This is a genomic window from Rathayibacter sp. AY1C6 (assembly GCF_002931535.1).
GTDB lineage: Bacteria > Actinomycetota > Actinomycetes > Actinomycetales > Microbacteriaceae > Rathayibacter.
The window spans coordinates 41,731-56,709 of the sequence record NZ_PSWC01000001.1; the positions used below are offsets into that span (position 1 = coordinate 41,731).

Sequence of the window (14,979 nt, forward strand, 5' to 3'; positions counted from 1 at the left end):
CGGTCAGTCCCGCGGGTGCAGGAGCCGGCGCCAGCTCAGTCCCTGGGCCGCGCGCATCGCGCAGAGCACCACGAGCAGCCAGCCGGCGTCGAGCAGGATCGAGCTCTCGGCCAGCGCGGTGACCATCAGCACGGTCAGCACCAGCACCGGCCAGACGTGCACGACCGCCTTGCGCTCGGAGGCGATCAGCCAGGAGCGCCAGAGCGCGAGGCCGATCAGCACGACGAAGAGGACCACCCCGACCGCGCCGACCTGCAGGGCCACGTCGAAGAGCGCGTTGAGGCTCGACGAGTGCGGGCGGCCCGAGAGGTAGTCGATGGCGGTGAAGGGGTAGAGGTCGGGCCGCCAGTAGCCCACCCAGCCCCAGCCGACGATCGGAGCGAGGTCCGTGAAGCGCCAGACCTGCTGCCAGAGCCGCAGCCGGAACTCGAACTCGCTGCCCGCGTTCAGCAGCTCGATCACCCGGTAGCGCAGGAGCCACACGGTGAGGGAGGCCGCGGCGGCGACGCCGAGCACCGCGAACTGCCGCCGACGGCGGTGGGTGCCGTCGCCGTGGCGCACCCAGCGCAGAGCGAGGGCGACGACGACGGCCACGGCGAGCACGCCCGCGCTCACGGCGGAGCGCGTGAAGAGGAGGGTGACCGCGGCGAGGGCGATCGAGGCGACGGCCGGCCCGCGGGCGACGGAGCGGGTCATCAGCTCCACCGAGAACGTCACGATCGCCAGCAGGCAGACCAGCCCGAGCTGGTTGCGCGTGCCGACGAGTCCCTGGATCGGCCCGCCGACCGCGAGCAGGCCCTCCACGCCGAGGAAGCGCAGCGGCTGGTCGATCAGCACCCCCGAGAGCACCTCCACGGCCAGCGAGGCGATCAGCACGACCCGCAGCACGTCGCCGACCGAGCGGATGATCTGGATGATGTCGCGCGTGAGGCCGATCGCGATCGCCAGGAACGCCAGGGCGAACTGGTAGACGACGCTCGAGACCGTGGCCCAGGTGTAGTCGCTCCACAGCACGCTGAGCGCGATCCAGCCGAGGAACACCAGGATGCTCGTGGGCAGCAGGCCCTCCCAGTCGAGCCGCCCGCGCCGCAGGACGAGCATGACCGCGGCGAGGGCGGTGAGCGTGGCGACGGCGGCGATGTAGCCGGGCCAGCCGATGAGCCCGCGGACCGCCGGGGCGCAGAGGACGGTGACGAGAGTGGTCTGCGCGAGGGCCGCCGCGAACTGCGGGGACGCCGTCGCGTCGGCGAGGGGGAGCGGGGTCGCGGCGAGGACCTCGGGCGTCTCGGTCGCCGGTCGCTTGGTCTGCACCGCGAAGAGGACGAGGAGCAGCCAGCCTCCCTCGATCAGGATCCGGCTCTCGAACAGCGACTGCGCCAGGAGGGCGACCACGATCAGCAGCGGAGCGAGGCTGACGGCCGTGTAGGGGAGGGTCGAGGTCGCGTCGCGCCGCGGGCGGTCGACCGCGCGGAACCAGGAGCGCCACAGCGTCGAGACGGCGAGCGCCGCGAAGAGGACGAGGCCGACCGCTCCCAGCTGGAGGGCGACGTCGAGCCAGGCGTCGTGGGCCTGCAGGTAGAGCACGCCCTTGCGCTCGGCGAGGGTGTCGAACGGGGCGGCCCAGGGAGCCCAGTAGCTGACCCAGCCCCAGCCGAGGACCGGGCGCTGCAGCGTGAGCGCGATCACCGAGTCCCAGATGTCGAGGCGGCCCGTGGCGTCCTCGCTCTTGCCGAGCAGGCCGAGGAGGGCGCCCCAGCCCGCGGCGCCTCCGGCGACGGCCGCCACCGCCAACCCCGCGGCGGTCAGGTAGACGGGACGGCGGCGGGACTCGCCCCTCCGGCGAGCCCAGAGCGCGAACGCGGCCGCGAGGACGACGGCGACGAGGCAGAGCAGGACGGTCGCCGAGCGGGTGAGCAGGAGGGTCGCGACGAACAGGGCGACCCAGACCGCTCCCCACCGGCGCCGGATCGAGTGGGCCGCCAGCTCGATCGCGATCACGATCAGGCCGAGCAGGGCGAGGAAGCCGAGGAGGTTGCGGTTGCCGACGATCCCCTGGACGGGCTCGCCGGTGAAGAGGGCGGCCTGCGACCAGTAGAAGGCGTCGGGCGTCGGTCCGTCGGCGGGAGGCTCGACGCCGAACGGCAGGACGGGCTGCCGCACGACGACCGCGATCACGAGCTCGAAGAGGAGCGACAGGCCGACGGAGAGGCGCAGGGCCCGTCCGAGAGCCGTGAGCAGCTCCCGGCTGCTCAGCGTGACGGCGAGGACGACGCCGCCGAGCGTCGTCGTGAGCTGCGCCGTGACTCCGATCGCGCTCGCTCCCGGATAGGCGGACCACAGCAGCGAGAGCACCGCGAGCCCGAGGAAGAGGACCAGCGACTTCGGCGTGCGGGCCCAGCGCAGGCGGGGGCGGGCGCGGACAAGCACGGCGATCGAGGCGCCCAGGAGCACCGCGACGACGACGCCCCAGCCCCACCATCCGGCGAGGTTCCGCAGCGACTGGCCGGCCAGCAGCACGGCCAGCACCGCCACCGCGAGCGCTCGGGGAGCGGCGGGGGCGGCGCGTCGGATCATGGCGACCAGTCTAGGGAGCGGGGGCGGCGCGGCGGCGTGCCGGGCGCGCAGCCGCACCCTCCCCGGCCGGGGAGGCTCAGACGAACGCAGCGGTGCCGGTGATCGAGCGGCCGACGATCAGCGTGTTCATCTCGCGGGTGCCCTCGTAGGAGTAGAGGGCCTCCGCGTCGGCGAAGAAGCGGGCGACGCCGTAGTCGAGGACGATGCCGTTGCCGCCCATCACCTCGCGGCACCAGGCGACGGTCTCGCGCATCCGGGCCGTCGCGTAGGCCTTCGCAAGGGCGGAGTGCTCGTCGCGCTGCTCGCCGGCGTCGAGCATCTCGGACACGCGGGTCGCCAGGGCGATGCTGGCCGTGATGTTGCCGATGCTCTTGACCAGGAGGTCCTGCACCAGCTGGTGCCCGACGAGCGGCTTGCCGAACTGCACGCGCTCCTTCGCGTAGCGCAGCGCCGCGTCGTAGGCGCCGATCGCGACGCCGATGGCCTGCCAGGCGACCTCGGCGCGGGTGAGCCGGAGCACCTTCGCGGTGTCGCGGAACGAGTTCGCGCCCTGTAGGCGCAGCGACTCCGGGACGCGGACGCCCTCGAGCACGATGTCGGCGTTCTGCACCGTGCGCAGGCTCTGCTTGCGCGCGATGGCGGTGGCGCGGTAGCCCGGTGTCGAGGTGGGGACGAGGAAGCCCTTCACCTGGCCGTCCTCCGCGTCCTTCGCCCAGATCACGGTCACGTCGCTGAAGGTCGCGTTGCCGATCCAGCGCTTCTCGCCGTCGAGGATCCAGTCGTCGCCGTCCCGGCGGGCGGTGGTGCGCAGGCCCTGGGCGGAGTCGGAGCCGGAGTGCGGCTCGGTGAGGCCGAAGGCGCCGACGACCTCGCCCGAGGCGAGCTTCGGCAGCCACTCGGCGCGCTGCTCCTCGGAGCCGGCGACGCCGATCGTGCCCATCACCAGGCCGTTCTGCACGCCGACGTAGGTCGCGATGCCCGCGTCCACCCGGCCCAGCTCGAGTGCCACCCAGCCGCGGAACACGGCGGAGTTCTCGATCGCGCGGGTCTCGGGCCAGGAGAGGCCGATGACGCCGGTGGCGTGGATCGCGGGGATCAGCTGCCGCGGGAACTCCGCGCGCTCCCAGTACTCGTCGGCGATCGGCCGCACCTGCTCCTCGAGAAACGCGCGGACGCCGACCAGCAGCTCCTTCTCGGCGGGCGTGAGCGCCGCCTCGAACCCGTAGAAGTCGGCCCCCAGGGTCTCGAAGGTCGTGCTGTCCATGCTCTGTGCTCCCTCGCTCGTCGGATGCGGCACGGCGACCGCTCCGACGGCGACAGTGCTGCGACTCCCAGCGTACGAAGCGCGCCTGCGAGTGCCGCGTCCGCTGGCGGAGAGCACCAACAGGCGGGCCCTCCTCCCGGGCCCGCGTTGTGGATCCTGCTAGCGTCGCAGCGGAGCGGCCCCGGCGCGTCCGGCTGAGCGGCTCGGACCCACCCCTCGGACGGAAGGCCAGCGCTCCCGTGTTCATCCCGATCGGCAACACCCCCCGCGACTACGCCTGGGGCTCGCTCACCGGCATCTCGGAGGCCCTCGGCACCGCGCCCTCCGGCGCCCCCGAGGCCGAGCTCTGGCTCGGCGCGCACCCGGGCTCGCCCGCGCGCATCCTCGACCCCGCCTCGGTCGGCGCCGGCACGCTCGCCGAGTGGATCGCCGATCACCCCGAGGCGGCGCTCGCCGGAGTGGAGGGGTCGGTCGATCCGGTCTCGGGCGCTCCCCGTCTGCCGTTCCTGCTCAAGATCCTCGCGGCGGGCGGGCCGCTGTCGCTCCAGGCCCACCCCTCGTCCGAGCGGGCCCGGCGCCGGTTCGTCGAGGAGGAGGAGGCCGGCATCCCCCGCGACGCCGCCGATCGCAACTACAAGGACCCGTTCCACAAGCCCGAGCTGATCTACGCGCTCAGCGAGACCTTCGACGCGCTCTGCGGCTTCCGTGAGCCGGCGGACGCCCGGGCGCTGCTCGCCGAGCTGGCCGGGCGCGCCCCGGCGGAGGAGGCGGCCGCGATCGCGCGGTTCGCCCGGACGCTCGAGGGCGAGCCCTCGGAGGTCCTCCGCGGCGCCGTGTCGTGGCTGCTCGCCGACGGCGACCGCGCCGAGGTCGCCGCGCTGGTCTCCGCAATCGTCGCGGCGTCCGCGGGCGACGACCGCCTCGAGACGACCACGGTCCGGGACCTGGCCGAGAGCTACCCGGGCGACCCCGGCATCGTGCTCTCGCTCCTGCTCAACCGCGTCCGCCTCGCCCGCGGCGAGGTGCTCTACCTGCCCGCCGGCAACATCCACGCCTACCTCGCGGGCACGGGCGTGGAGCTGATGGCCGCCTCCGACAACGTGCTGCGCGGGGGCCTCACGCCCAAGCACATCGACGTGCCCGAGCTGGTGAGCGTGCTCGAGTTCTCGCCGCTGCCCGTGCCCTACCTCCCGGCCGAGCAGGCCGGGCCGGGCGTGCGCGTCTACCGTCCGGACGTCCCCGACTTCGTGCTCGCCGTCGTGCAGCCGGCGTCGGAGGAGCCGGCCCGCGTCGCCCTGCACGGGCCCGCCATCGCGATCGCGACCGAGGGCTCGTTCTCGCTCGAGGGCGCCGAGGGCTCGGTCCGCGTCGAGCGCGGCGGCAGCGTGTTCGTGACCCCGTCGGAGGGCGCTCTCGCCGTCACCGGACGGGGCACGCTCTTCGTCGCGACGGTCTGATCCCTCCAGCGATCCCGGTGCCGGCCGCTCAGGCGGCGAACGTGCGGCGGTAGTCCGCCGGCGTGGTCCGCAGGACGCGCGTGAAGTGGTGGCGCATCACCGCAGCCGTGCCGAAGCCGACCCGCGCGGCGACCGCCTCGAGGGTCAGCTCCGTCTCCTCCAGCAGCACCTGCGCCCGGAGGAGGCGCTGGCGGGTGAGCCAGGCGAGCGGAGTCGTGCCGAGGTCGGCCCGGAAGCGGCGCGCGAAGGTGCGGGGGGCCATCAGGGCGCGACGGGCCAGCGCCTCGATCGAGAGGTCCTCGTCGAGGTGCTCCAGCATCCACTCGGTGACCTCGGCCAGCGAGTCCGCGCGCGCCTCGGGAACGGGGGTCCGCAGGTACTGCGCCTGCCCGCCGTGGCGCTGCGGGGGCACGACCATCCGCCGGGCGACGACGCTCGCCGCCGTCGCGCCCAGCTCCTCGCGCACCACGTGCAGCGCCGCGTCGATGCCGGCCGCGGTGCCCGCGCTCGTCACGATGCGCCCCTCCTGCACGTAGAGGACCTCGGGGTCCACCGTGACGGAGGGGAAGCACCGGGCGAGCTCCGCGGCGTGCATCCAGTGGGTGGTCGCGCGCCGGCCGTCGAGCAGGCCCGCCTGCGCCAGGGTGAAGGCCCCGCTGCAGACGCTGAGGATCCACGCGCCGCGCTCGTGAGCCTCGCGGAGGAGGTCGAGGACCCGCTCGTCGGCGGGCCCGCGGCCGTGGGCGGGGACGGCGATCAGGTCCGCGTCCCGGGCCGCGTCGAGACCATCGGCGATCAGCAGGTCGAATCCGAGGCTCGTGCGGACGGGGCCCGGATCGGGAGTGGCGATCCGGAAGTCGAGGGTGGGACCTCCGTCGACGCCGCGGTCGATCCCGAACACCTCGCAGACGACCCCGAACTCGAACGGCGCGAGGCCGGGCAGGGCGAGGAGGGCGACGGAGCGGAGCACGACGGCAGGATATCGCGACCCGTCGTCATCCGGCCGATCCGCGCCGTCGATCCCCGCCGCTAGGGTGTCTTCCGGCGCGCGGAGTCGCGGGCCCGCACCGAGGAGGATCCACATGGCATGGCTGGTCACCGGGGGAGCCGGGTACATCGGGGCGCACGTGGTGCGCGCGTTCTCGGAGCAGGGCATCGACCCCGTCGTCCTCGACGACCTCTCCTCGGGGCACGCGTCGTTCGTGCCCGAGGGCGTCCCGTTCCACCAGGGCTCGATCCTCGACGAGGCCCTGCTCGACCGCGTGCTCGCCGAGCACGACATCGAGGGCGTCGTCCACGTCGCCGGGTTCAAGTACGCCGGAGTCTCGGTGCAGCGCCCCCTGCACACGTACGAGCAGAACGTCACCGGCACCATGCGCGTGCTGGCGGCGATGGAGCGCGCCGGGGTCTCCTCGATCGTCTTCTCCTCGAGCGCTGCCGTCTACGGCGCGGTCGACGTCGAGATCGTCACCGAGGACACCCCCAAGAGCCCGGAGTCGCCCTACGGCGAGTCGAAGCTGATCGGCGAGTGGCTGCTCGCGGACGCGGGGCGGGCGCGCGGCGTCCGGCACGCCTCCCTGCGCTACTTCAACGTCGTCGGGTCCGGCTACCCGGACGTCTACGACACCAGCCCCCACAACCTCTTCCCCCTCGTCTTCGAGGCGCTGCTGGACGGCCGCACGCCCCGGATCAACGGCGACGACTACCCGACGCCGGACGGCACCTGCGTCCGCGACTACATCCACGTCGCCGACCTGGCGCTCGCGCACGTCGCCGCGGCGCGCCGCCTGGCCGCCGGCGAGCCGATCGACCCGGTCTACAACCTGGGCAGCGGATCCGGGGCCTCCGTCGGGGAGATCATGCGCGCGATCGCCGACAGCACCGGCATCGCCTTCACGCCCGAGGTCGCCCCGCGGCGGCCGGGCGATCCGCCCCGCATCGTCGCCTCCGGCGCGACAGCGGCCCGCGACCTGGGCTGGGAGATGCGGCACACGGTCGCCGAGATGGTGGAGAGCGCCTGGCGCGCACGGAGCGCCGCGACCGCCTGATCGGATCTCACGTTCGCGACACGCCGGTGTGTCGTGAACCCTCCACGGCGGGTTGAGGGTTTATGGTCCGCGACTTGACCTGAGCGAATGACACCGCTGTAATTACCTAGGCAGCGGCTCCGGGAGGAGCGGCCGCCGATCATCGGTTCGCAGGCGGGGTAGGAGACGGCATGACGCTTCCGGAACAGCACTCCGGAGTCCCCGAGGACTGGTTCGTCGATCCGGTCCGTCTGGGCGTGCCCGGGGTCCGACCCGGGATCGACACCGCGACCGAGGCGCCGGGGGGCGCGCTCTCCTGGCAGGTCGACTCGCTGTGCGCGCAGACCGATCCCGAGGCCTTCTTCCCCGAGAAGGGCGGCTCGACCCGCGACGCCAAGAAGATCTGCACCTCGTGCGAGGTCCGGGCGCAGTGCCTCGAGTACGCGCTCGAGAACGACGAGCGCTTCGGCATCTGGGGCGGCCTCTCCGAGCGCGAGCGCCGGAAGCTGCGCCGCCGGGCCTAGTCCCCTCCTCACCGCGACCCGACCGACGGGGCGGCGAGCCGCAGGCGGGCGGCGCGGCGGCATCGCTTAGGGTGGTCCGCGATGTATCCACGAGTCACCGCCGTCCTCGTCGCGCGCAACGGCGCGGCCTATCTGGAACGAACCCTCGCGGCCCTGCGGGCGCAGACCCGTCAGCCCGACGCGACGGTGTTCGTCGACGGAGGCTCGAAGGACACGACCGACGAGCTCCTCGCGTCCTGGGGTCCGACGCAGCTCGTGCAGGTCGCCGAGCACCTCCCCTTCGGCCAGGCCGTGGCCCGCGCTGTCCGCGTGATGCAGCCGCCGGCCGGAGAGGACGAGTGGCTGTGGCTGCTCGCGCAGGACTCCGCCCCCGAGCCCGGCGCCCTCGCGGCGCTGCTGGGAGCCGTCGAGGTCGCCCCCTCCGTCGCCGTAGCCGGTCCCAAGATCATGGACTGGACGCGCTCCGGCTACATCCGCAGCTACGGCGAGTCGATCACCAAGCACGGCACGACCGTCCACCTCGTCGAGGACGAGCTCGACCAGGGCCAGCACGACTCCACGCCCGACGTCCTGGCCGTCGCCGCCGGCGGCATGCTCGTGCGCCACTCCCTCTGGGAGGAGCTCGGCGGCTTCGACCCCGGCCTGCCGGTCGTCGACGACGCGCTCGACTTCTCGATCCGCACCCGGCTCGCCGGGCACCGGGTCAGCCGTGTGCCGGACGCCCGCGTCACCACCGCCCGCATCGGGCTGCAGCGTCCCGACGGCCGCCGCATCGACAGCGGCGAACGGCGCCGGGCGCGCCAGCACCGCACCGCGCAGCTGCACCGCCGGCTCGCCTACGCGCCCGTCGCGCTCCTCCTCCTGCACTGGCTCTCGCTCGTCCCCCTGGCTATCGGCCGCGCGGTCGTGCGCCTGCTGCGCAAGCAGCCCGGGCTGGTCGGAGGGGAGCTGCTGGCGGCCCTCGTCGTCGCCTTCGGGGGGACGAAGGTGCTGCGGGCCCGCACCGTTCTCCGCTCGTCGAAGAACGTGGGCTGGAAGGCCGTCGCGCCGCTGCGCATCCCGCTGGACGTGGTGCGGCAGCTGCGCTCGGTGCGCCACGACGCCGTGCGCGTGCAGGCCGGGCGGGACCGCCATCCGCTGCACTTCTTCCAGGGCGGGGGAGTGTGGGTCGTCCTCATCGCCGCGCTCGCCGGCCTGGTGGTCTACACGCCGCTCCTCGCTGCTCCCGCGCTCAGCGGCGGCGGTCTGCTGACGCTCTCGCCGACCGTCGGCGAGCTGTGGCGCAACGCGGCCTACGGCTGGCGCGACCTCGGCTCGGGGTTCATCGGCGCGGCGGACCCGTTCGCCGCCGTCCTCGCCGTGCTCGGCTCGGTCACCTTCTGGTCGCCCAGCTACTCGATGGTGCTGCTCTACCTCGTCGCGCTCCCCGCTGCCGCCCTCGGCGCCTGGCTGATGATCGCGCGGCTCACCCCGCGCGCGACCGCCCGCGCCGCCGGAGCCCTCGTCTACATCCTCGCTCCCGCCTTCTTCGCCGCGCAGGCCGACGGGCGCCCCGCCCCGCTACTGGTGCACGTGCTGCTTCCCTGGCTCTTCTTCGCCGGGTTCGGCGCGTACCGCTCCTGGTCCGCCTCCGCGAGCGCCTCGATCCTGGCTGCGGCCGTCGTCGCGTGCGCGCCGGTGCTGGCCGTGCCGCTCCTGGTGATCTGGCTCGTCGTCGTCGCCACCTCGGGGCGGCGGATCGGCCGCTTCCTCGGCCTGCCGATCCCCGCGGCCGTCCTCCTCTTCCCGCTGGTGGTCGCCCGCGCACCGCGGGGCGACTGGCTCGGCGTCCTCGCGGATCCGGGCGTCCCGCTGCCCTCCGCGCAGTCGGACCTCGTCGCGCTGCTCGCCGGCTTCCCGGCCGGTCTGCCCGACGGATGGCTCGCGTTCCTCGGCGGTCTGGGGATCGGCGCCTCCGCCGCCCCGCTGGTCACGGCCGTGCTCGTCGTGCCGCTGATCGTCGCGGCGCTGGCCGCCCTCCTCCTCCCGAACAACCTCTCGGCCCTCGGCGGAGTCGGCGTCGCGGCGGCGGGTCTCGTGACCGCCTCGCTCGCCCAGGGCGTGCAGGTCGCGACCACCGGCTCCGAGGCGGTCTCCGTCTGGAGCGGCACCGGTCTCAGCCTCTACTGGCTCGGCCTGGTGATCGGCGCGTCGCTCTCGCTCGCCGCCGTGCGCTCCGTGCGCGTGGTGCCGGCGCTCGTCGTCACGGCCGCGGCAGCAGCACTGGTCGGTCCGCTCGCGGTGGCCTTCCCGTCCGGCGCCGGCACGTCCGTGTCGACCACGTCGGACCGCTCGCTCCCCGCCTACGTGGCGGCCGAGGCCCGGAACGACCCGCGGGTGGGCACGATCGTGCTCGTCCCGCAGGCGGACGGCGGCGTCCTCGCCCGGCTGGAGCGCGGAGCGGGCGCGACCCTCGACCAGCAGTCGACCCTCGCGAACACCGGCGCCGAGAGCACGGACGCGATCGACGAGCTGGCGGGCAACCTCGTCTCGCGGACGGGCTACGACGTCCCCTCCGCGCTCGAGAGCCTCGGCGTGCGCTTCGTCGTGCTGACCGAGCCGGCCGGCACCCAGGTCGGCGACGCGGCCGCCGCCGTGCGCGCGCGGGCGGCCGTCTCCCTCGACGGCAACGCGGCGTTCTCGGCCGTCGGCGACACCCGCTACGGGCTCCTCTGGACGGCCGTCGACACCGAGGGGACCCGCACCGAGGCCGCTCCGTCCGGCGTGGTCGGGCCCTTCGGGATCGCCTACACGATCGCCCTCCTCCTCGTCTTCGTCGTCGCCCTCCTGCTGGCGGTGCCCACCGGGCTCTCGCTCGAGCGGGGCCGCTCCAGCGGCGCGGTCGCCGGGATCGACGACGAACCGGGCGAGGCCACCGGCCAGTTCGACGACGGGAACGACGATGTCTGACCCCGCCGACCAGGAGAAGCAGATGCCCGAGTCCTCCGCCCGCCGCTCCCGCGCGGAGCGCCGCGCCGATCGCGCCGCGGCCTCGACGCCCGATCGCGCACCCTCGGCCGCCCGTCGGCGCCGGACGGCCCTGCGCGGTGCGGTGGGCGCGGCCGGAGTCGTGATCGCCGCGGCCGCCGTGGTCGTGCCCCAGCTCCTCCCGTCCCCCCTGGTCTCGAGCGCCGCGGAGGGCGTCGTCGTGACGCCCGTCGCGGCCGACAGCTCGCTGGTCTGCGGCGGCGATCTGATCGACGCCGGAGAGCCGGAGCAGCTGCGTGCCCTCGACGGCGCGGCGACCGCGGTCCGGCCCGAGGGCTCCACCTCGGACCCCACGGTCCTCGACGAGGACGACGTCGCCGCACCGGGCACCGGCATCACCGGTCTGAGCGTGCCCGCGGGCTCCGACCCCGCTCCCGGCGGAGCCACCGTCCAGGGCATCGGCACGGACACCCTCTCCGGACTGTCGGCCCGCGCCTGCGCCGAGCCCTCGGCCGACAGCTGGCTCGTGGCCGGCTCGACCGACGTCGGGCGCACCTCCGTGCTGATCCTGGCGAACCCGAGCGAGGTCGCCTCCACCGTCGACCTCACGCTCTTCTCCGAGACCGGCACCGTCCAGGCCACCGGCGCCACGGGCATCGTCGTTCCGGCCGGAGCGGTCCGCGCGCTCCCGCTCGCGGGGCTCGCCCCCGGGGTCGTCCAGCCCGTCGTGCACGTGACCGCCCGGGGCGGCGAGGTCGCCGCGAGCATGCAGAGCAGCGCCATCTCCGGCCTCACCCCGGAGGGCGTCGAGACCACCGGCCCCTCCGCCGGCCCGGACACGCTCGCCGTGATCGCCGGCTTCACCGTCACGTCGCCTCCGGCCGAGACCGCGAGCGACGACGGCAGCGGCGGCGCGGGCAGCCCCGTGCTGCGCATCCTCACCCCCGGCGACGCCGACAGCACGGTCTCGGTCGAGGTCACCAACGAGGATCCGAGCGGGTCGGGCGCCTCCACCCAGGTCGTCGTCCCCGCCGGCCTCGTCGGCGAGGTCCCGCTCACGGGCCTGGCGGACGGCTCCTACCGCATCGTCCTGCGGGCCGATCAGCCGATCGTCGCGGCGGGGCGGACGACCTCGACCGGCTCGGCCGGCACGGACTTCGCCTGGTTCGCCTCCGGCACCGCGACCACGACGCCCTTCGGCGTCGCCGGCACGGGCGAGGGCGACGCGCGGCTGCACCTGGTCAACGGCAGCGACTCGACCGCCTCGGTCGAGATCGAGGCCCCGGGCGGCACCCGCACGCTCGAGCTCGGCCCGTTCGCGGCTCTCGCGACCCCGCTGGACGGCGACGGCGCGGTCGTCAGCAGCACCCAGCCCGTGCAGGCCTCGGTCTCGATCGCGCGCGACGGGCGGATCGCCTCGTACACGATCGTCCCGCCGGGACCGCTCTCCTCGCCGATCACGGTCTACTCGCACTGAGACGCGGGGCGGCGGCGCCTCGGCCGTGCCGGCGCCTCAGCGGTCCCGGCGCCTCAGAGCTGCCGGCGCCTCAGGGGTGCCGGTAGCGGTCCGGGGAGATGTCCCACGGGTCGCGGCCGAGCAGCTCCGCGACGGCGCGGAACACGTAGCTCTCGATCAGCATGCGCTGGTGCCACTCGTCGCGGCGGTGCAGCTTCGCCAGGCGCTCGATCGGCACGCGGTAGAGCGTGATGCGGCGCGCGGCGTGGTCGACGCGCCACCGCGCGATGCCCGTGCCCTGCAGCCGGTCGGGGTCGACGTCGGGAGTCGCCGCGACGTCGACGCGGATGCCGGCGAGCTCCTCCGGCCAGGTGCCGCGGAGGTAGTCGAAGGCCGAGCCGATCGTCGCCTCGAAGAAGTCGGAGCGGGTCTGCAGCAGGGGGAGGTGCGGACCGGTGATCGGCCCTCGTGCGCCGCGGCCGTGCCGGTCGCGGGAGCCTCCGCGCGACCCGCTCGTCGGGCGAGCGGCGGAACGACGAGCACGGGGCATGGCTCCAGCCTATTGCTACTGTGGGCGGCGATGACCGGACGGCACTGCTCGCGGACGGGCTGCCGTGCGCAGGCCGTCGTCACGCTGACCTACGACTACCGCGACTCGCTGGTGGCGGTCGGGCCGCTGAGTCCTGCGCCGGATCCGCACGGCTACGACCTCTGCGCCGAGCACGACCGGCGGCTCCTCGTCCCGCGCGGCTGGGAGACCGTCCGCTACGGCGCGGGGCCCGCCTAGGCCGCTGCCGCGCGCGTCAGGGCCGCTCGGGGAAGCCGCGCGGCGTGCTCGAGAGCACGGGGGCCAGCCGCTCGAGGCGCTGGTCGGACAGGAGCAGGGCGCGCTCCTCCCGCGCCCGGCGGAGTGCGGCCACGGCGAGGAGGAAGTCCTCCGCGGGCGCGGCGGGCAGCGGGGAGACGTGGACCGCGGTCTCGTCGGCCAGCGCGGCGGCGAGCTGCGAGCGCGACGGCTCCGTCATGCCGTGGCGCTGACGGAGGAACTGCGCCAGTCGGCGCGCCAGGGCGTCGGGGAGGCGCGCGGTGTCCGCCGTGACGGCCCAGCCCCGCAGCGGCTCCGGGATCTCGACGACCAGCGGCTCCGCGCGGGGAACGCGCTCGAGCTGGCTGTGCGTGCCCGCGAGGACGTCGCCGAGACGGCGCGATCGGCGCGAGAGGAGGCCGACGACCGCGGCGAGCCCGCCGAAGGTCATCAGGATCTCGAGGACGCCGGTGAGGCCGCGCACGAGGGCGTGCCGGAAGCCGATGGAACCGCCGTCGTCGCGGACGACGCGAGCGCCGACGGTGAGCTTCCCGAGCGAGCGGCCGCGACTGGCCGTCTCGACGGTGACCGGCACGATCACCACGGCGATGACGAGGGCCGCGATCGCCACGGCGGCCGAGGCGGCGGGGTCCAGGCCGCCGTCCCCGGAGAGGGAGGAGACCAGCAGGAACAGGCCCAGCGCGAGCAGGAGCTCCGCGATCAGGTCGATGATCGCGCCGACCGCGCGGAGCACGAAGGAGGTGACGGGCACCTCGAGCGCGATCGCCTCGCCGGTGATCAGGTCGGCGTCGTCGAACTCGGTGCGCTGCTCCTCCACGGTGCTCCTCCCGGATGCTCGGCCTCGGCGGCGTGCCTGGCTATCCTGTCAGGAGATGGACATCGACGCTCTCTCGGCCGCCCGCACTGCGCAGTGGATCCGCCTCGACGAGCTCTCGCGCAGGCGCCGCCTGACCGGAGCCGAGGCGGACGAGCTGATCGAGCGCTACCAGGCGGCATCCGCGGACCTCGCCACGATCTCCTCCACCGCCGGATCGACGGCCGTCGGCACGCGGCTCGCCGTCTCGCTCTCGCGGGCTCGGGGACGCCTGACCGGCACGCGAGACGAGCCGCTCGCCGCGGTCTCCCGCTTCGTCGTCCTCTCGCTCCCGGCCGCTCTGCACCGGCTGCGCTGGCTGACGCTCGCCGTCGCCCTCGCGACCGCGGTGGTGGCGACGCTCTACGCGCTCTGGATCCTCGGCGACCCGCGCCTGCTCGCCGCGCTGGGCGACGACGAGGAGCTGCGGCGCTTCGCCCGGGGCGACTTCATCGACTACTACTCCGAGAACCCCGCCGCCTCGTTCGCCGGGCAGGTCTGGACCAACAACGCCTGGATCGCGGCGCAGTGCGTGGCCTTCGGGATCGTCGGCGTCTACGTGCCGTACATCCTGCTGCAGAACGCGCAGAACCTCGGCACGTCGATCGCGGTGATGTTCCATGTGGGGGAGGGCGACACGTTCTTCCTCTACATCGCGCCGCACGGACAGCTCGAGCTGACGGCCGTGTTCGTCGCCGCGGCCGCGGGCCTGCGGATCTTCTGGGCCTGGATCGCTCCCGGCGCGCGCACCCGCGGCCAGGCGCTCGCCGAGGACGCGCGGAGCCTGTTCACGGTGGCGATCGGCCTGGTCTTCGTGCTGCTCGTCTCGGGCGTGATCGAGGGGTTCGTCACTCCGGCGCCCTGGCCCTGGTGGCTCAAGATCGGGATCGGGGCGCTCGCCCTCGGCGCGTTCCTCTTCTACATGATCGTCGTCGGCGGGCGCGCGGTGCGGGCGGGGGAGACGGGCGACCTCGACCGGTTCGAGGCGGGGTCGCGCAGCATCGCGGCCGGCTGAGCCGAGCCGGACGAGC

12 protein-coding genes are annotated in these 14,979 nt (G+C 74.5%); 7 read left to right on the forward strand and 5 right to left on the reverse strand.

Features of this window, described 5'->3' with window-relative positions:
- Positions 1–3: 3 nt before the first annotated feature.
- Positions 4–2,574 (reverse strand): O-antigen ligase, encoded by a 2,571-nt coding sequence (locus C5D36_RS00185; RefSeq protein ID WP_146083671.1) that lies wholly within the window; start codon positions 2,572–2,574, stop codon positions 4–6.
- A 76-nt stretch (positions 2,575–2,650) separates the two neighbouring features.
- The gene (locus tag C5D36_RS00190) at positions 2,651–3,838 is read right to left on the reverse strand and encodes an acyl-CoA dehydrogenase family protein (protein ID WP_104294940.1); all 1,188 of its coding nucleotides are present in this window, start codon (positions 3,836–3,838) and stop codon (positions 2,651–2,653) included.
- 239 nt (positions 3,839–4,077) lie between these two features.
- Here C5D36_RS00190 and manA point away from each other — a divergent pair, with 239 nt between their 5' ends.
- The gene (gene manA / locus C5D36_RS00195) at positions 4,078–5,295 is read left to right on the forward strand and encodes a mannose-6-phosphate isomerase, class I (RefSeq protein WP_104294941.1); all 1,218 of its coding nucleotides are present in this window, start codon (positions 4,078–4,080) and stop codon (positions 5,293–5,295) included.
- 28 nt (positions 5,296–5,323) lie between these two features.
- Here the strand turns inward: manA and C5D36_RS00200 are convergent, their stop codons facing one another.
- A complete protein-coding gene (locus tag C5D36_RS00200; protein WP_104294942.1) occupies positions 5,324–6,265 on the reverse strand; it encodes a GlxA family transcriptional regulator in 942 nt (313 codons plus the stop codon).
- 112 nt (positions 6,266–6,377) lie between these two features.
- On the opposite strand from C5D36_RS00200, the gene galE reads away from it, so the two are divergent.
- The 4 genes from galE (at position 6,378) to C5D36_RS00220 (ending at position 12,290) form a co-directional block, all read left to right on the forward strand.
- A complete protein-coding gene (gene galE / locus C5D36_RS00205; protein ID WP_104294943.1) occupies positions 6,378–7,343 on the forward strand; it encodes a UDP-glucose 4-epimerase GalE in 966 nt (321 codons plus the stop codon).
- A 170-nt stretch (positions 7,344–7,513) separates the two neighbouring features.
- Positions 7,514–7,846, forward strand: a complete 333-nt coding sequence (locus C5D36_RS00210) for a WhiB family transcriptional regulator (RefSeq protein WP_104224145.1) — start codon at positions 7,514–7,516, stop codon at positions 7,844–7,846.
- A gap of 81 nt (positions 7,847–7,927) precedes the next feature.
- Positions 7,928–10,795, forward strand: a complete 2,868-nt coding sequence (locus tag C5D36_RS00215; RefSeq protein WP_104294944.1) for a glycosyltransferase family 2 protein — start codon at positions 7,928–7,930, stop codon at positions 10,793–10,795.
- Positions 10,788–12,290: a DUF5719 family protein gene (locus C5D36_RS00220; RefSeq protein ID WP_146078918.1), complete on the forward strand. Its 1,503-nt coding sequence runs from the start codon at positions 10,788–10,790 to the stop codon at positions 12,288–12,290. Before C5D36_RS00215 ends, C5D36_RS00220 begins: the two co-directional genes overlap by 8 nt.
- A gap of 70 nt (positions 12,291–12,360) precedes the next feature.
- On the opposite strand, the gene C5D36_RS00225 is transcribed toward C5D36_RS00220, so the two are convergent.
- Positions 12,361–12,819 (reverse strand): metallopeptidase family protein, encoded by a 459-nt coding sequence (locus C5D36_RS00225; protein WP_104224142.1) that lies wholly within the window; start codon positions 12,817–12,819, stop codon positions 12,361–12,363.
- A 30-nt stretch (positions 12,820–12,849) separates the two neighbouring features.
- On the opposite strand from C5D36_RS00225, the gene C5D36_RS00230 reads away from it, so the two are divergent.
- Positions 12,850–13,056, forward strand: a complete 207-nt coding sequence (locus C5D36_RS00230) for a DUF3499 family protein (RefSeq protein ID WP_104224141.1) — start codon at positions 12,850–12,852, stop codon at positions 13,054–13,056.
- A gap of 16 nt (positions 13,057–13,072) precedes the next feature.
- Here the strand turns inward: C5D36_RS00230 and C5D36_RS00235 are convergent, their stop codons facing one another.
- Entirely contained in the window at positions 13,073–13,912 is an 840-nt protein-coding gene (locus C5D36_RS00235; protein WP_244230605.1) for an RDD family protein, read from the reverse strand.
- 55 nt (positions 13,913–13,967) lie between these two features.
- Between C5D36_RS00235 and C5D36_RS00240 the strand changes: the two genes are divergently transcribed.
- Positions 13,968–14,963: a stage II sporulation protein M gene (locus tag C5D36_RS00240; RefSeq protein WP_104294945.1), complete on the forward strand. Its 996-nt coding sequence runs from the start codon at positions 13,968–13,970 to the stop codon at positions 14,961–14,963.
- Positions 14,964–14,979 lie beyond the last annotated feature (16 nt).